17 protein-coding genes are annotated in these 16,397 nt (G+C 63.0%); 6 read left to right on the forward strand and 11 right to left on the reverse strand.

Features of this window, described 5'->3' with window-relative positions; translation table 11 throughout:
* Window positions 1–165: 165 nt before the first annotated feature.
* The 3 genes from cysB to ACIQUI_RS25335 form a co-directional block, all read right to left on the reverse strand.
* On the reverse strand, window positions 166–1,140 hold the full coding sequence (gene cysB / locus ACIQUI_RS25325) for an HTH-type transcriptional regulator CysB (protein ID WP_010953293.1): 975 nt from the start codon (window positions 1,138–1,140) through the stop codon (window positions 166–168).
* A 128-nt stretch (window positions 1,141–1,268) separates the two neighbouring features.
* The gene (locus tag ACIQUI_RS25330; RefSeq protein ID WP_391132982.1) at window positions 1,269–1,766 is read right to left on the reverse strand and encodes a universal stress protein; all 498 of its coding nucleotides are present in this window, start codon (window positions 1,764–1,766) and stop codon (window positions 1,269–1,271) included.
* Between the two features lie 117 nt (window positions 1,767–1,883).
* Window positions 1,884–2,831 carry a putative 2-dehydropantoate 2-reductase gene (locus ACIQUI_RS25335; RefSeq protein WP_403203385.1) on the reverse strand — a complete coding sequence of 316 codons (948 nt, stop codon included), beginning with the start codon at window positions 2,829–2,831 and terminating at the stop codon, window positions 1,884–1,886.
* Between the two features lie 233 nt (window positions 2,832–3,064).
* Between ACIQUI_RS25335 and ACIQUI_RS25340 the strand changes: the two genes are divergently transcribed.
* Window positions 3,065–4,141 carry a 3-deoxy-7-phosphoheptulonate synthase gene (locus ACIQUI_RS25340; RefSeq protein ID WP_403203386.1) on the forward strand — a complete coding sequence of 359 codons (1,077 nt, stop codon included), beginning with the start codon at window positions 3,065–3,067 and terminating at the stop codon, window positions 4,139–4,141.
* 138 nt (window positions 4,142–4,279) lie between these two features.
* Here the strand turns inward: ACIQUI_RS25340 and ACIQUI_RS25345 are convergent, their stop codons facing one another.
* Window positions 4,280–4,561: a GNAT family N-acetyltransferase gene (locus tag ACIQUI_RS25345; RefSeq protein WP_003250290.1), complete on the reverse strand. Its 282-nt coding sequence runs from the start codon at window positions 4,559–4,561 to the stop codon at window positions 4,280–4,282.
* Window positions 4,562–5,067: 506 nt separating this feature from the next.
* On the opposite strand from ACIQUI_RS25345, the gene oprI reads away from it, so the two are divergent.
* The gene (oprI, locus tag ACIQUI_RS25350) at window positions 5,068–5,319 is read left to right on the forward strand and encodes an outer membrane lipoprotei OprI (RefSeq protein ID WP_003259780.1); all 252 of its coding nucleotides are present in this window, start codon (window positions 5,068–5,070) and stop codon (window positions 5,317–5,319) included.
* A 132-nt stretch (window positions 5,320–5,451) separates the two neighbouring features.
* On the opposite strand, the gene ACIQUI_RS25355 is transcribed toward oprI, so the two are convergent.
* From ACIQUI_RS25355 to ACIQUI_RS25365, 3 genes are all read right to left on the reverse strand, one after another.
* Window positions 5,452–6,429, reverse strand: a complete 978-nt coding sequence (locus ACIQUI_RS25355) for a L,D-transpeptidase family protein (protein ID WP_403203387.1) — start codon at window positions 6,427–6,429, stop codon at window positions 5,452–5,454.
* 113 nt (window positions 6,430–6,542) lie between these two features.
* Window positions 6,543–6,833: a hypothetical protein gene (locus ACIQUI_RS25360; RefSeq protein WP_183673451.1), complete on the reverse strand. Its 291-nt coding sequence runs from the start codon at window positions 6,831–6,833 to the stop codon at window positions 6,543–6,545.
* A 58-nt stretch (window positions 6,834–6,891) separates the two neighbouring features.
* Window positions 6,892–7,497, reverse strand: a complete 606-nt coding sequence (locus tag ACIQUI_RS25365) for an arylesterase (RefSeq protein WP_403203388.1) — start codon at window positions 7,495–7,497, stop codon at window positions 6,892–6,894.
* Window positions 7,498–7,507: 10 nt separating this feature from the next.
* Between ACIQUI_RS25365 and ACIQUI_RS25370 the strand changes: the two genes are divergently transcribed.
* Complete coding sequence (locus ACIQUI_RS25370; RefSeq protein ID WP_403203389.1) at window positions 7,508–8,191, forward strand: ABC transporter ATP-binding protein; 684 nt, start codon at window positions 7,508–7,510, stop codon at window positions 8,189–8,191.
* Complete coding sequence (locus ACIQUI_RS25375; protein WP_403203390.1) at window positions 8,191–10,698, forward strand: ABC transporter permease; 2,508 nt, start codon at window positions 8,191–8,193, stop codon at window positions 10,696–10,698. Before ACIQUI_RS25370 ends, ACIQUI_RS25375 begins: the two co-directional genes overlap by 1 nt.
* A gap of 126 nt (window positions 10,699–10,824) precedes the next feature.
* Here the strand turns inward: ACIQUI_RS25375 and greB are convergent, their stop codons facing one another.
* From greB to ACIQUI_RS25395, 4 genes are all read right to left on the reverse strand, one after another.
* The gene (gene greB, locus ACIQUI_RS25380) at window positions 10,825–11,298 is read right to left on the reverse strand and encodes a transcription elongation factor GreB (RefSeq protein WP_403203391.1); all 474 of its coding nucleotides are present in this window, start codon (window positions 11,296–11,298) and stop codon (window positions 10,825–10,827) included.
* A 10-nt stretch (window positions 11,299–11,308) separates the two neighbouring features.
* Window positions 11,309–11,617 carry a hypothetical protein gene (locus ACIQUI_RS25385; protein WP_403203392.1) on the reverse strand — a complete coding sequence of 103 codons (309 nt, stop codon included), beginning with the start codon at window positions 11,615–11,617 and terminating at the stop codon, window positions 11,309–11,311.
* A 249-nt stretch (window positions 11,618–11,866) separates the two neighbouring features.
* Window positions 11,867–12,304: a DoxX family protein gene (locus tag ACIQUI_RS25390; protein ID WP_403203393.1), complete on the reverse strand. Its 438-nt coding sequence runs from the start codon at window positions 12,302–12,304 to the stop codon at window positions 11,867–11,869.
* Between the two features lie 113 nt (window positions 12,305–12,417).
* Window positions 12,418–13,836, reverse strand: a complete 1,419-nt coding sequence (locus ACIQUI_RS25395) for a transglycosylase SLT domain-containing protein (RefSeq protein ID WP_403203394.1) — start codon at window positions 13,834–13,836, stop codon at window positions 12,418–12,420.
* Window positions 13,837–13,992: 156 nt separating this feature from the next.
* Between ACIQUI_RS25395 and ACIQUI_RS25400 the strand changes: the two genes are divergently transcribed.
* Both ACIQUI_RS25400 and ACIQUI_RS25405 read left to right on the forward strand, forming a co-directional pair.
* Window positions 13,993–14,790: a TatD family hydrolase gene (locus ACIQUI_RS25400; RefSeq protein WP_403203395.1), complete on the forward strand. Its 798-nt coding sequence runs from the start codon at window positions 13,993–13,995 to the stop codon at window positions 14,788–14,790.
* A gap of 109 nt (window positions 14,791–14,899) precedes the next feature.
* Window positions 14,900–16,378 carry a methyl-accepting chemotaxis protein gene (locus tag ACIQUI_RS25405; protein ID WP_403203396.1) on the forward strand — a complete coding sequence of 493 codons (1,479 nt, stop codon included), beginning with the start codon at window positions 14,900–14,902 and terminating at the stop codon, window positions 16,376–16,378.
* The last annotated feature ends 19 nt before the right edge of the window (window positions 16,379–16,397 follow it).

The raw sequence follows: 16,397 nt of genomic DNA on the forward strand, positions 1-16,397 counted from the left end.
GCTGCTGCACCTGGTTTACGGGGTGGTGAAGTCGGGGATACCGTTTGACCCCAAAATCCCTCTTGCGGGGTGAGGGTCAAGACGGTATCTACAGGAGATCGCATATCCCTGTAGGAGCGGCCTTGTGTCGCGATTGGGCCGCAAAGCGGCCCCGGCATTCTCGGATCAGTGCACCGGCAGTTCGACACCTTCGAACAGCTCTTCCAGCTCCTGCTTGTTATGGCACTGAATGGCCTTGGCCATCACTTCACGGGTCAGGTGCGGGGCGAACTTCTCGATGAAGTCGCACATGAAGCCACGCAGGAACGTGCCACGGCGGAAGCCGATCTTGGTGATGCTGGCCTCGAACAGCTCACTGGCGTCCAGGGCCACCAGGTCACTGTCGAGCTTGGCATCCACAGCCATACCCGCAACGATCCCCACACCCAGCCCCAGGCGCACATAAGTCTTGATGACGTCGGCATCTGCCGCGGTGAACACCACTTTTGGCGTGAGGCCGCGGTGGTTGAAGGCTTCGTCCAGCTTCGAGCGCCCGGTGAAACCGAACACGTAGGTAACGATCGGGTATTCGGCAACCGCTTCCAGGGTCAGCTTCGGCAGCTTGGCCAGCGGGTGACCTTGCGGCACCACCACGCACCGGTTCCACTTGTAGCACGGCATCATGATCAGGTCGCCGAACAGCTCCAGCGCCTCGGTGGCGATGGCGAAGTCTACCGTACCGTCTGCTGCCATCTCGGCGATCTGCATGGGCGAACCCTGGTGCATGTGCAGGGACACCTCCGGGTACTGCTTGATGAAGCTGCTGATCACCGGCGGCAAGGCATAGCGTGCCTGGGTATGGGTGGTGGCGATGGACAACGTGCCCTTCTTCTCGTTGGAGAATTCCTGGGCAATCTGCTTGATGCTTTCGACCTTGCGCAGGATTTCGCCGGCGGTATTGATGATGCGCTCACCGGCCGGTGTGACACGGGTCAGGTGCTTGCCACTGCGGGCAAAAACTTCAACACCCAGCTCATCTTCGAGCAGGCGGATCTGCTTGCTGATACCCGGCTGAGAGGTATACAGGCTCTGCGCCGTCGCGGAGACGTTGAGGTCATGGTGCGCCACTTCCCAGATGTAGCGCAGTTGTTGAAGCTTCATAGATTCCCCTCGGTTCAGCGATGAGTCCGCGGCAGCAGGCAGCGACGATATATAACTATATTAGTGGTTCTGGAAATAAATCTAGAACTATTTTGTTACATGCCCCCGGAAATGGCCTACGCCAATGTTCATGTTTTCCTACGCCCCAAATGCTGCGCCAAAGGCACCATGTACACCGGCACCGGCGACAGTTGCAGCAACCGTACCGCCGTGCGCCCCAGGGGCACATCCACGCCCGCTCCGGCGCTGTGGCTACCGAAAATCAACAGGTCGACGCTCAGTCGCTGCGCCTGTTCCAGGATCACCTGTGCGGGGTCGCCCTGGCGTACCCGCACCGCCTTGATCACCGCCAGGTCGGCCTCCTCGCCCAGCTCATCACGAAAATTTTCCAGCACGCGCTGCTCGATGTTGGCCATGACCGTGTTGACACCCTGGCTGTGCAACTGGTCGAGCGTCTGCTCATCAAGGTAGCTTTGCAGGAGGGATTCGGCGAATTGCCCCATTGGCTCCACCGCGTGGATCACATACAACTCGGCACTGAAAGTACGCGCCAGGGCCAGTGCGTGTTGCATCACAAAGGGTGCGTAGACACCGAGGTCGGTGGCGTACAGCATGGAGCGGATCATTCGACCTCCTCGACTGCCGCAGCGGCAGAGCAAGCTTCAGCTTAGCAGCGCGCCGCAGGCACGCTTTGCCGTCCGGCGCGCTGCTGGCGTGGGCTGGAGGGCCAACAGGCGCTGCCCTCAGCGGAGCCGATCGCTGCTGTCGAGGAAACTCAGCGCCTGGTAGAGCATTTCCATACGCGGCAAATGCAAGCCTGCCTCACGCGCACGCGCCAGCGGCTCGGCATAGATAGCCTGCAGCTCCAACGGGCGCATCAGGGCATAGTCGTGATACATGCTTGGCCAGTAGTCAGGCATGCGCTCGGTCACCTGGAACAGATGCTCGGCATAGCCCTCGGGCAACACGTGGCCACACGCTGCAGCACCTTGCACCACCTCTGCCATCAACGCCTGGATCAGGGCCCGGCTGTGACTGTCCGCCATCAGCGGCGTGGTGCTGGCCGCCAGCAATACCGACAGGCCGTTATAGGGCACGTTCCACACCAGTTTCTGCCAACGCGCCAACTCCAGGTTCGGCATGGCCTGCGAATCTATCCCTGCGGCCTCGAACAGCCCCGCGCCTTCACGGACCACCTCGGCGCCGCCATCACTGGCCGGACCACTGTGGTAACCCAGGTTGACCGCGCCCAGTGCCTGGTGGCGGATCACACCTGGCGCATGGCGGTTGACGCAGATGAAGCAAAGGCCACCGAGCAGGTGCATGTCGCTGCGCAAGGCCGGGCGCAGTTGCGCCTCCACGCCCAGGCCGTTCTGCAGCAGTACCACCTTGGCGCCAGGCGCAGCAGCCTGCACGATCAGCGGGGCCAACTGGTCGTTACTGGTGGCCTTGGCGCCGACCAGCAACCAGTCACAAGGCGGCATGTCGCCCGCATCGGCATAGGCCTGCACCTTCATCTGCAGTGCGCCATGCACCGCACTCTCAACCGCCAGCCCCTGCTCACGCACAAACTCGTATTCGCTGCGCAGCAGAAAATGCACATCGAAACCGGCCCGCGCCAGCATCAACCCATAAAAGCCACCAATGGCGCCGCTGCCGATGATGCCGATGCGTCGTGTAGGCGTGTGCATGCCAATCTCCAGTCAATGTCAGCCCTCTTTTTTACACAGGTTGCACGCCGCCAGGTAGCCCACGGACCTAAAAGCACTGCAAACGTAGGGAAAACAGCAGGCTGACGGAAGTGTCGCCCATTGTCGCGCCACCCGTAACGCGCTAAGGTTCGGCTCCCCGCTGCGATTATTCTTGCTGCTGGGCCGCACGGGGATAGTTGGCGGCCGGCACCCGTGACCTGACGAGTAACACGATGGCTGATTTACCGATCGATGACTTGAACGTTGCCTCCAACGAGACCCTGATCACCCCTGATCAACTCAAGAAGGAAATCCCCCTCAGCGCCAAGGCCCTGCAGACCGTGACTGCCGGCCGTGAAGTGGTGCGCAATATTCTCGACGGCAAGGACCATCGCCTGTTCGTCGTGGTCGGCCCTTGCTCCATCCACGACATCAAGGCCGCCCACGAATACGCCGAGCGCCTGAAGGTGCTGGCCGAAGAGGTGTCCGATACGCTGTACCTGGTCATGCGGGTGTACTTCGAAAAGCCACGCACCACCGTCGGCTGGAAAGGCCTGATCAACGACCCGTACCTGGATGACTCGTTCAAGATCCAGGATGGCCTGCACATCGGCCGTCAGTTGCTGCTGGACCTGGCCGAAATGGGCCTGCCGACCGCCACCGAAGCGCTCGACCCGATTTCGCCACAGTACCTGCAGGACCTGATCAGCTGGTCGGCCATTGGTGCCCGCACCACCGAGTCGCAAACCCACCGCGAGATGGCCTCGGGCCTGTCCTCGGCAGTCGGTTTCAAGAACGGCACCGATGGCGGCCTGACCGTTGCCATCAATGCCCTGCAGTCGGTGTCCAAGCCGCACCGCTTCCTCGGCATCAACCAGGAAGGCGGCGTGTCGATCGTCACCACCAAGGGCAACCCTTACGGCCACGTGGTTCTGCGCGGCGGCAATGGCAAGCCTAACTACGACTCGGTCAGCGTCGCCCTGTGCGAGCAGGACCTGGCCAAGGCCAGGATCAAGGCCAACATCATGGTCGATTGCAGCCACGCCAACTCCAACAAGGACCCGGCCCTGCAACCGCTGGTGATGGAGAACGTTGCCAACCAGATCCTCGAAGGCAACCAGTCGATTATCGGCCTGATGGTGGAAAGCCACCTGAACTGGGGCTGCCAGTCGATTCCGAAGAACCTGGAAGAGCTGCAGTACGGCGTGTCGGTAACCGATGCCTGCATCGACTGGTCGGCGACCGAGAAGACCCTGCGCAGCATGCACGCCAAGCTGAAGGATGTGCTGCCGCAGCGTAAGCGCAGTTAACTGATATCACAAAAAACGGGGCCGCTACGCGCCCCATCGCCGGCAAGCCAGCTCCCACATTCAAGCGTTTCGCTGTACATGTGGGAGCTGGCTTGCCGGCGATGGGGCGCGCAGCGGCCCCGCTTTTTATTTACCGATTCAGGCCTTGCTCGAATGCCGCTGCTGGCGCTCCATGTAGCGCTCCACATACGAGCAGGACGGAATCACCGTATAGCCCATCTGTTCAGCGTACTCCAGCGCCCGCTCGGTCAATGCAGCAGCAATGCCGCGGCCCCGCAAGGCGTTGGGCACGAAGGTGCGATAGATGTCCAGCGTCTGCTTGCCCAGATCCATGTACGTCAGATAGGCACGATGACCGTCCACGTTGGTCTCGAACTGATGACCGGCCTGGTCATGGTGGATGGTCAGCGCTTCGCTCATCACTACTCCTCGCAGGTCTTCTCGGCAGACCCATACCTTAACCGATGGTGGTTTATCCGGCACAGATTCCTCCATGCCACCTGTTGCCCCTTCGACCGCTGGACGATTGCAATCGTTCGGATCCACTGGCACTCACAAGATAGTAGGCGCCGCAAACGGGATTGCTCAAGGTGGTGGCGGCTAAAAAAGGCGAAAACCCACAGAAAACGACTCTTCCCTGCAGGTTCAACAGCGGCCGGATGTTGTAGGGCTTAAGACGACGAGGGACAGTTAAAGTCACTGTTAGTTCAACAAAAAGTTCCTGTACTACAATCGCTTGCGCTCCCTGCACATTTTTTTCACACACGCGTCGCAAATCTTGTCGGCAAGGCGTCAAGCAACATTTTTTTTGCAGTTCTTGCGCTCAGTCAGTTTACTTACTACAAGTAATGGGTACTATGTACGCCGGCCAGTTTCTCTTTCCTGAGAGATGGCTATTTAATAGAAAGTCCTTGAAGGGGAACACGATGAACAACGTTCTGAAATTCTCTGCTCTGGCTCTGGCCGCAGTTCTGGCTACCGGTTGCAGCAGCGTATCCAAAGAAACCGAAGCTCGTCTGACTGCGACTGAAGACGCAGCAGCTCGCGCTCAAGCTCGTGCTGACGAAGCCTACCGTAAGGCTGACGACGCACTGGCAGCCGCTCAGAAGGCTCAGCAGACCGCTGACGAAGCCAACGAGCGCGCCCTGCGTATGCTGGACAAAGCCAGCCGCAAGTAATAATCCTCACGGATTGTTGAGAAGCCGACCCACTTGTGGGTCGGCTTTTTTATTGCCTGCAAACAAGGCAGACGCGCCCGGCAATAACGAAAAGGCCCGCACTAAGGCGGGCCTGGGTGTGTCGCAAATACCTTACTGCAGTTCGGGTGGAATGCTCGTCACCATCGGCGCACCGCCCTGGTTTTCCACCGGCACGGCAATCTCAACCGGCATACCATCTTCTGCAGCCACCACGTCACGCACCATGTCCCAGTTCATGCGCAGGTTGTTGGCCAGGTCTTCACGCTTGAGCAAGGCATTGATAACGGCAGTGTGCTTGTCCACCACCGACGGATTCCCTTGATCATCCAGCGGCGTGTGCGCTTCCAGATACACCTTGCCGCCACTGATACCGAACTTGTATGGCTCGTTGATGATGCGTACCGGGGTACCCACCGGCACCATCTTCGACAGTTCCAGCACGTTGTTGTTGAGCATGCGGAAACAACCATGACTGGTACGCATGCCGATGCCGAACTTCTTGTTCGACCCATGGATCAGGTAGCCCGGCACGCCCAGGGTGAACTTGAACGGCCCCAGCGGGTTGTCCGGGCCGGCCGGCACCACGGCCGGCAGGATGTCGCCGTCCGCTGCGTGCTCCTTGCGGATGGAAGCGGGTGGCGTCCAGGTCGGGTTCGGCGTCTTGGCGGTGATCTTGGTGTTGGCGATCGGCGACCCCCAACCCTCACGGCCAATCCCCAACGGGAAGGTGTGCACTACGCTCTGCCCTTTCGGGAAGTAGTACAGGCGGTACTCGGCCAGGTTGATGACGATGCCTTCGCGCGGGCCCGGCGGCAGAATGTAACGGGTTGGAAGGACTATCTCGGTGCCTGCGCCCGGCAGCCAGGGGTCGACACCCGGGTTGGCGGCAATCATTTCCAGGTAGCCGAGGTCGTTGGCGGTGCCGATGTCGGCGAAGGTGTCCTCGTACTTTGCCTTGATCGTATGCACCTGGCCGACGATGTCTTCACCGGGCGGTGGCAGTGGCAGTTCCAGCGCAGCAGCGGGGCCCGCTACCAGCAGGGCGGCCAGGGACAGGCTACGGGTGACGGCAGGAAAGCGCGGCAACATCCGGTAAATCCTTCGAAAGGTGGGTCAAGAGGATCGATTGTACACCCGCGTCGGTGCAAGCGGGAGGCGTTGGCGCCATACAAGCGTTTCAGATGATGAAAGGTGCTTGTCGTTCAGCTGGCCTGCAGTTCTGGCCAGACCGGGCGCATGCCCCGCCGCTGGGCATCGAGGATGGCACGGCACAGGTCGCACAGGCGGTTGTCACGGTAGATGGCGCGCGGCACGGCCGACCAGCGCGGCTGCGCAGGCAGCAGGCCGCCGCACAAGGTACGGTCCACCGGCACGCCCAGTTCAAGCTGTCGGGCCACCAGGTGGACGCGGATTTCCTGGCAAGCGAACAAGTCGAGCTGTTCATCGGGCTCGATCAATTGGTAGGCATACAGGGACCAGGCGGGGCGCGGCATCGGGGGCACTCGAAACGGGGGGCGCAACATTAGCCGAAAGCCGGCCCCGTTTAAAGCGTCACAGCAAGGGTTTTATCGCTGGCCATGCATTTTCCAGCAGGCGCTGCTGGGCACCCTGGGCCGGGTGGATACCATCGGCCTGCATCAATTCAGGCACACCCCCAACCCCTTCGAGGAAAAACGGCACCAATGGCACCTGCATGTCCGCAGCCAATTGTTCATACACCTTGGCAAACGCGGTGGTATAGCGCACGCCATAGTTCGGCGGCAGGCGCATGCCCAGCAGCACCACCTTGGCACCGGCCTGGCGCGCACGCTCGATCATCGAGGCAAGATTTTGTTGCAATTGCGCGGGAGGCTGCCCACGCAGCCCATCGTTACCGCCCAGCTCCAGCACCACCAGGCTCGGCTTGTGGGCTGCAAGCAGCGCCGGCAGCCGCGCCTGGCCACCTGCACTGGTGTCGCCACTGATCGAGGCGTTGACCACCTTGTCGTCGAAACCTTCGTCCTTGAGCCGGGTCTGCAACAAAGAGACCCAACCCTGGCGGCTATCCAGGCCAAAACCGGCGCTGATACTATCGCCGACAACCAGCAGTGTTCCCGCCGCCGCGCTCTGGGCCAGGCAATACAGGGCCAGACCGGCACTCAACCACCACACTCGCATCGGATTCTCCATGGGCCCCAGCATTCTCGTTGCGCAGAACCTTAGCAAAGTGGTCCCCAGCGCGGAAGGTGACCTGGCCATCCTTCACGCTCTCTCCCTCGACCTGGCCCAGGGCGACAGCCTGGCCATCGTCGGCGCTTCGGGCTCGGGCAAGTCGACCCTGCTCGGCCTGCTCGCCGGCCTCGACCAGCCCAGCGCCGGCAAGGTCATACTCGCCGGCCACGACCTGGGGCCACTGGATGAAGACCAGCGGGCCCGGGTGCGCGCCGAGCATGTGGGTTTCGTGTTCCAGTCGTTCCAGCTGCTCGACAGCCTCAACGCGCTGGAAAACGTCATGCTGCCGCTGGAGCTGGACGGCCGCCGCGATGCACGCGAACACGCGCGCACCCTGCTGGAACGGGTCGGCCTGGGTAAACGCCTGAGCCACACCCCACGGCAACTGTCGGGCGGCGAGCAACAGCGGGTGGCCATCGCCCGCGCCTTCGCCGCACAGCCTGCCGTGCTGTTTGCCGACGAACCTACCGGCAACCTCGACAGCCACACCGGCGAGCGTATCAGTGACTTGCTGTTCGAGCTGAACAAGGAGCGCGGCACCACCCTGGTACTGGTCACCCATGACGAACGCCTGGCCCGGCGCTGCCGTCGCCAGATCCGCCTGGATGCGGGCCGCCTGGTGGCCGCGGTGGAGGCCTGATGACTCACATGCCACTGTCCCGCCTGTGCGGCCTGGCCCTGCGCCAGTTGCTGCGTGACATTCGCGCCAGCGAAGTTCGCGTGCTGTTCTTTGCCCTGCTGGTGGCGGTGGCCGCCAGCACCGCCATCGGCTATTTCGGTGCCCGCCTCAACGGTGCCATGCAACTGCGCGCCAGCGAATTCCTGGGCGCCGACCTGGTACTGCAAGGCAGCGCTCCAGCCCGCCAGCAGCAGATCGATAGCGGCACGGCCCTTGGCCTGCGCCACGCACAGGTAGTCGAGTTCACCAGCGTGGTGGGCGGCGACAACGGCATCCAGCTGTCCAGTGTAAAGGCTGCCGATGGCGCCTACCCGTTACGCGGGCAGGTACGCAGCGCAGTGGCGCCCTATGCAGAGGAAACCCCAGGCGGCGGCCCGGCACCTGGCGAGGCATGGGTCGAGCCCCGCCTGCTGGCCGCGCTGGGGCTGGCGATTGGCGACAGCATCGACGTGGGCATGAAAACCCTGCGCATGAGCCGCGTGCTGACCTACGAACCGGACCGTGCCAACAACTTCTACAGCCTTACCCCGCGGGTGCTGATGAACCTGGCCGACCTGCAAGCCACCGGCGTGATCCAGCCGGGCAGCCGGGTCAGCTACCGCGACCTGTGGCGTGGCGATGCCGCGGCACTGGCCCAGTACCGCCAGGCGGTGGAAAAGGACCTGGCCGCCAACCAGCGCCTGCGCGACACCCGCGATGGCAACCAACAGATCGGCGGTGCACTGGGCAAGGCCGAACGCTACTTGAACATGGCCAGCCTGGTGGCGGTACTGCTGGCCGGCGTTGCGGTAGCCCTGTCAGCCAGCCGCTACGCCGCACGCCGCCTGGATGCCAGCGCCCTGCTGCGCTGCCTGGGCCTGTCGCGTCGCCAGGCATTGGGCCTGTATTGCCTGCAACTGGCCATGCTCGGCGTGGTAGCCGCGCTGGCCGGCGCCTTGCTCGGCTGGCTGGCCCAACTGGGCCTGTTCCGTCTGCTGCATGGCCTGCTGCCCAGCGTGGTACCTGCCGGCGGTATCGTCCCTGCCCTGGCCGGTATCGGCACCGGGCTGGTGGCGCTGGCCGGCTTCGCCCTGCCCCCCATCGCGGCACTGGGCCAAGTGCCCCCATTGCGGGTGCTGCGCCGCGACCTTTTACCGATACCACCCAGCAGCTGGCTGGTGTACGGCGCCGCCCTGCTCGCCCTGGGCCTGATCATGTGGCGCCTGAGCCTTGACCTGTTGCTCACCTTCGCCTTGCTCGGTGGCGGCCTGGTCGCCGCGTTGCTGCTCGGCGGCCTGCTGCTGCTCGGCTTGCGCAGCCTGCGCCAGTTGCTTGCCGGGGCGCCGCTGACCTGGCGCCTGGGGCTTGGCCAGTTGCTGCGCCACCCCACGGCCGCCGCAGGGCAGGCCCTGGCCTTCGGCCTGATCCTGCTGGCCATGGCCCTGGTCGCCCTGCTACGCGCCGAATTGCTCGACACCTGGCAAGCCCAGTTGCCCAAGGATGCGCCCAACCATTTCGCCCTGAACATCCTGCCGGATGACCGTGAACCGTTCGCGCAACGCCTGCATCAGGTCAACGCCGCTTCAGCGCCCCTGTACCCGGTGACACCCGGTCGCCTGGTTCAAATCAACGAGCAACCGGTGCAGCAAATCGTCAGCAAGGAGTCGGCAGGCGAGCGCGCCGTCCAGCGCGACCTCAGCCTGACCTGGGCCGCCGAACTGCCCGAAGGCAACGTACTGACTGCCGGCAACTGGTGGCAAGCCATGCCCGCCGAGGGTGAAATTCCTGGTGTTTCGGTGGAGGCGGAACTGGCCGCCAGCCTGAAACTGCAAATGGGCGACCTGCTGACCTTCGACATCGGCGGCCAGCAACGCCAGGCCCGCGTCAGCAGCCTGCGCAGCGTGCACTGGGACAGCTTCCAGCCCAACTTCTACATGATCTTCCAGCCCGGCACGCTGCAAGGGCTGCCGACCACCTACCTGACCAGCTTCTACCTGGCGCCGGGCCATGACCTGGATGTGGTGGCGCTGTCGCGGGCATTTCCGGCGGTAACGATCCTGCAAGTGGATGCCTTGCTCGACCAACTGCGCAGCATCCTCGCCCAGGTGACCCTGGCGGTGGAATATGTGCTGTTGTTTGTGCTGGCGGCCGGGCTGGCAGTGCTGTTCGCTGGCTTGCAGGCAACGCTGGATGAACGCATTCGCCAAGGGGCCTTGCTGCGTGCGCTGGGCGCGGCACGGCCGCTGCTGGTGAGGGCGCGGCGTATCGAGTTCGGTTTGCTGGGCGCGGCCAGTGGGCTGTTGGCGGCAGTGGGGTGCGAGCTGATTACCCTGGTGTTGTACCGCTATGCCTTTGACTTGCAGTGGAGCCCGCATCCATGGCTGCTGGCGTTGCCGCTGGCAGGGGCGTTGCTGGTGGGCGGTGCGGGGGTGCTGGGGACTCGGCGGGCTTTGAATGCCAGCCCGTTGGCGGTTTTGCGCGACAGTTGAGGATTACCTGGACCGGCCTCTTCGCGGGCGCGCCCGCTCCCACAGGTCCGGTGCAGCCCTCAAATACTGTGCTATCCCTGTGGGAGCGGGCATGCCCGCGAAGGGGCCGGCAAAAACAACATCAATTTATTGCCCGTAGGTGATGTTATTCACATACCAGGTCGCTTCACCGGTCGGCGTCTGCACCACCACCTCATCCCCCACCTCTTTCTTGAGCAAGGCACGGGCCATGGGCGAGTCGATCGAGATGTAATCGTTACGCCCGTAGATCTCGTCATAGCCGACAATGCGAAACTTCATGGTCTCGCCATCATCATTCTCGATCTCGACCCAGGCGCCGAAAAAAACCTTGCCTTCCTGCTGTGGCGAATAAGCCACCACCTTCACATCCTCAAGACGCTTGCGCAGGTAACGCACCCGGCGGTCGATTTCGCGCAGCAGCTTCTTGTTGTACTGGTAGTCGGCATTCTCGCTGCGGTCGCCCAGCGACGCAGCCCAGGCCACCTTCTGGGTGATTTCCGGTCGATACACCCGCCACAGGTGATCCAGCTCTTTTTTCAGCGCCTCATGGCCTTCCGTGGTGATGATGTTGGTGCTCAACAGGCGCTCCTCAGCGGCGGGTAATCAGGCCCTGACGCGCGATGCGGGTGAGATGGCCGATGACGTCGGTGGCCTCATCCGGCGCCGGGGCCTGGATCACGGCCAGGTCGAAACGGTCATTGCTGTACTGCGCAAGATGGCAGCCGGTTTCGGCGAACTGGATCAGAAAGGCGCGTGCCTGGCCCTTGCGCCGGGACAGGCCTTCGAGGTGACGCAAAAGTGTGGGCTGATGCTGGCCGCCGAGCAGGATGCGCGGTGTGCGGGACGCCTGGCTGGCAGGCAAAGGGCTTAGACAGACACTGGTACGTGGGCAACTCATGATGGTGTTTCTCTCCGCCTCGCGAATCCCGCTGGGCAGCGGTGGGAGGCGTCACCGAACCAGCGCTTTAGCGGTATTTCGGATGACCCGGAGGGGGCTTTCCTGCGCCCCGCAAGTAGCTGTTTAAATCGGCGCAGGCGGTATGCTAGAGCGATGAGCTACAAGTTGCAAGCTACAAGCCGCAAGCAAAAGCAGGCCGAGTACTGACCCGCTCTTGCTTGCGGCTTGTAGCTCACAGCTTGCAGCTGATTACCGGGCGATCAAGCGGTCCAGCGAGAAGCGCCCAGCGCCTTCGATCATGACGGCGACAGTGCCAGCCAGCAGGGCCAGGGCAAACTCATAGCCGTTGTTGGACATGAACAGGCCGTTGCCGATGTGAACCGAGAAAATTGCCACCACCAGCGTCACCGTCAGCGCCAGGGCCGCCGGGCGGGCCAGCAGGCCGATCACCAAGGCCAGGCCACCGAAGAACTCGGCGCTACCGGACAGCAGGGCCATCAGGTAGCCCGGGGCCAGGCCGATGCTTTCCATCCACTGGCCGGTACCTTCCAGGCCATAGCCGCCAAACAGTCCGAACAGTTTTTGCGCGCCATGCGCCATGAAAATGATGCCAACCAGGATGCGGATAACGCTGAGGCCAGCGCCGCCACGGGTGGAGAACAGGGCGTTGAGGGTTGTGTTGTTCATGTCGAAGCGTCCTTGAAGCGAAGAAGTTGTGTTGGGATGGGCGCCATCATAATCGATTGATCAGATATGAAAACCGCAAAAAACCCAACATAACAATCGATTAAATCGATTCGTCAGCGCTTCGCCACACGCTCCAGCGCCGCACGCTCCCGGTTGAACGCCAGGAAGTACTTGTTGACGCTATTGACGAAGTTGACCGGCCCCATGCCCACCTGCTCCATGGCGATGCGCTCGGTCTGGAAGAACCACTGGTTACCGTTGAGGCCCCGGCGCCGGGCTTCGGCACGCATGGCCTGGACCCGCTCAGGCCCGAGGTTGTAGGCCGCCAGCACAAAAGCCATGCGCTCACGCTCGTTGATCTTGGCACTGGCGAAGAACTTGCGCCGAATCAGCGCCAGGTAGCGGGCACTGGCCTGCACATTGCCATCTACCGTGGCGGTGTTGCTCACCCCTACCCGCTGGGCCGCAGAAGGCGTTATCTGCATCAGCCCGTGGGCACCGCCAGTGCCGCGTGCTGCCGGGTTGAGCGTCGACTCCTTGAACGCCAGTGCAGCCAGGTTGAGCCAGTCGATCTGCTGCGCCTGACCATGCTTCTGCAGCACCGCCCGCACCGAGGCCAGGCGCTGGCGGTCCTTGCTGGCCAACGGGTTGTGCACCCGGTACTGGCGGCGGTAGATGCGCTCGAACGCAGCATCCTGGTTGTCTGGTGCGCGGTACCCCTTCAGGAAGTGATCGACCGCAGCCAGCAATTGTGGCGCATCACGCCCCACATACCAGCGCATGGCCTGCGGCGCCCCGAGGTGCACCCGGCTATCCAGGCGCAGGCGCGGCATCACGCGCGCCCAACGCCGGGCAATGGGCTGCTCGACTACCGTCAGGTGGTAGATGCCAGCCTGCACCATCTCCAGCACATCCTCCACCGCCAGTGTCGAGTCGACCCACTCCACCTTGATCGGCGGCCGTTTGCGCAGTGCCAGTTGCTGGTTGACCTGCTGGATCAGCGGCCCGGCCGCACTGGCGCTGGTCAACGCCACGGTACGCCCGGAAAGCTGTTCGACCTTGCTGAAGCTTCGTTCGCCCTTGCGCCCAACCAGCATCAGCGGTACCTGGTCGAGTATCGGCGCACTGCTGCTGACGCCGCGCACCGTGCCGGGGTCAAGCAGCTCGCCCGGCGCAGCCAGGTCGCCCTCGCCACGGGCCAGGGCGCCCAGCAACTGCTCCTTGGCCCGCGGGATGAGCTTGAGCTGAATTTCCTGGCCATCGGCGGCACGGGCATTCAGGTAATGCTCCAGGGCGCGCAGGCGATAGTATTCGATGCCGACCGGCTCGCCCTTGACCTCACCTGAGCTGTTGCGGCTTTGATTGACCAGCACCCTCAGCACCTGGCTGGTGCGAATCTGTTGCAGGTCACGCACCTTGGCAGGTGGAATATTCTGCTGCGGACCTGGCGCGCGCGCATGGGCGTCACCGGGCAGTGTAAGCCCAATGGTCAGCCCGAGCGTCAACAGGGAAGTGAGCCAGCATCGCAGCATGCGAAACGTGTCCGTGGTCGGTGGGCGGCATCCATGGGTTGCAGCGCCAATTGAGAAATGACGGCAAAAGACCACGGCAACAGCATGAAGTTGTTGGTTTTTTCAGAAAAACGCGGTTTTTGCTATGCTGGCCGCCCCGCGGCACGAGGTAGCACCATGCAACTGATCGATATCGGCGTCAACCTGACCAATAGCAGTTTCCATGACCAGCAAGCGGCAATCGTCGAGCGCGCCCTTGAAGCCGGGGTCACCCAGATGGTGCTGACAGGCACCAGCCTGGCAGTCAGCGAGCAGGCGCTGGAGCTGTGCCAACAGCTGGATACTAGCGGTGCGCACCTGTTCGCCACGGCGGGCGTTCATCCACACGACGCCAAAGCCTGGGATGCCGGCAGCGAGCGCCAGTTGCGCCAGTTGTTGAATCAACCACGGGTGCGCGCCGTGGGCGAATGCGGCCTGGATTTCAACCGGGACTTCTCCCCTCGCCCACTGCAGGAAAAAGCCCTGGAAGCCCAGTTGGCCTTGGCCGCGGAGCTTCAGCTCCCGGTGTTCCTGCATGAGCGCGATGCCAGTGAGCGCTTGCTGGCGATCCTCAAGGATTACCGCGACCACCTGACCGGCGCAGTCGTGCACTGCTTTACCGGCGAGCGAGAGGCGCTGTTCGCCTACCTGGACATGGACCTGCACATTGGCATTACCGGCTGGATTTGCGACGAGCGCCGCGGCACGCACCTGCACCCGCTGGTGGGCAACATTGCCCAAGGGCGACTGATGCTGGAAAGCGATGCGCCCTACCTGCTGCCCCGCAGCCTGCGGCCCAAGCCAAAAAACGGGCGTAACGAACCCGCATTCTTGCCAGAGGTGCTGCGTGAAGTGGCTTTGCACCGGGGTGAAGCGGCCGAGCATACGGCAGCCCATACCACCGCGACGGCCCGGGCGTTCTTCCAGCTACCCTAAACCCCACGCGCGGGTTGTTGACATGCATCAACATCTTGCTGGGAAGATGCAGGCACAATGATGGCACCTTGCCAATATTGTTTCCGCTCAACTCAGAGAAGACCTGCCCATGGGTGCCTGGCTTAGCAATGTTTCCCTGAAGTACAAATTCTGGGCCGTCAACGCGGTGGCCTTTGTCACGACCTTGCTGCTGGTGCTCTACGCCGTGCACCTGGAGCAACGCGCCCGGGCCGAGGCGGCGCAGGCCCAGGCGGCAGCGCAAGCCCAGTTGCTGGCCGCCTGGCCCGCCGGGCAAGCACTGCCGCGCCCGAGCAACGTCATCAGCTGGTCGACCGGGCAAACGCCGACCTTTGCCGGTGAAGCCCTCGATACCCTGCGCGACGCCCAGGGTTGGGTGGCGCTGCCAAGCGCATGGGTGCTTGGCGACAACCCGCTGCGCGGCGCGCAGGTTTTGCGCAATGGCGACCAGCACATGGCCGTGCTGGCCCAGGCACCCAGCCTGCGCCAGGTATTCTTCGAGCGCTTCAGCAATTATGCGGTGTGCGTGCTGATCCTGATGCTGGCCATGTTGGGCGCTTCGCAGTTGCTGATCCGCTTCCTGCTCAGCCAGCTCAATACCCTGAAGGATGTGATGCTGCACGTGGAAAAGACCGGCGACCTGGCTGCCCGCGTGCCGCTGGCCTGCGGCGACGAGGTTGGCCAGATGGCCGGGGCCTTCAATGCCATGCAGGCCACCTACCACCGCGTTGTCAGCACCGTTGCCCACACTGCGGCGCAACTGGACTCGGGCGCCATGCGCCTGGCCGCCAGCATGAGCGACGTGCGTCACGGCATGCTTGGCCAGCAGAGCGAAACCGACCAGGCCGCCACTGCCATCAACGAAATGTCGGCGACGGTGCACCACATTGCCCAGCATGCCGGCGCTACTCGTGACCTGTCGCAGGCCGCCGATACCCTGGCCGGCAGGGGCAAGGAGGTGGTCAGCCGGGTACAGGATTCGATTTCCGGGCTGTCCAGTGGCGTGCAGCAAACCGCCGAAATGATCCGCCAACTGGCCGAAGACAGCCAGAAGATCAACAGCGTGGTCAGCGTGATCCACAGCATCGCCGAGCAGACCAACCTGCTGGCGCTCAACGCTGCCATCGAAGCCGCACGCGCCGGCGACCTGGGCCGCGGCTTTGCCGTTGTGGCCGACGAGGTGCGCAACCTGGCCAAACGCGTGCAAACCTCTACCGACGAAATCACCACGATGGTATCGGCGCTGCAGTCGGGCACCCGTGATGCCGTGGAGTTCATGCAGGAAAGCTCGTACAAGGCCGACGACTGCGTGCGCCAGGCACAGGAGGCCGGCGCCGCACTGGCCGAGATCACCGGTGCGGTGGCGCAGATGCGCGAAAGCAACACCCAGATTGCCGTGGCCGCCGAGCAGCAAAGCCAGGTGGCCGAGGAAATGAACCGCGCGGTGGTGAGCATCCGTGACGTTACTGAGCAAACCGTGCAGCAGACTGTAGGCTCGGCGACCACCAGCAACGAGCTGGCCACCTTGGCCGGCGAACTGAACAAGGCCATTGGCCAGCTCAAGCTATAATCGCCATAGCCAGCCTCGA

It is taken from the genome of Pseudomonas sp. NPDC090592 (genome assembly GCF_044769185.1).
In the GTDB taxonomy this organism is placed as follows: Bacteria; Pseudomonadota; Gammaproteobacteria; order Pseudomonadales; family Pseudomonadaceae; genus Aquipseudomonas.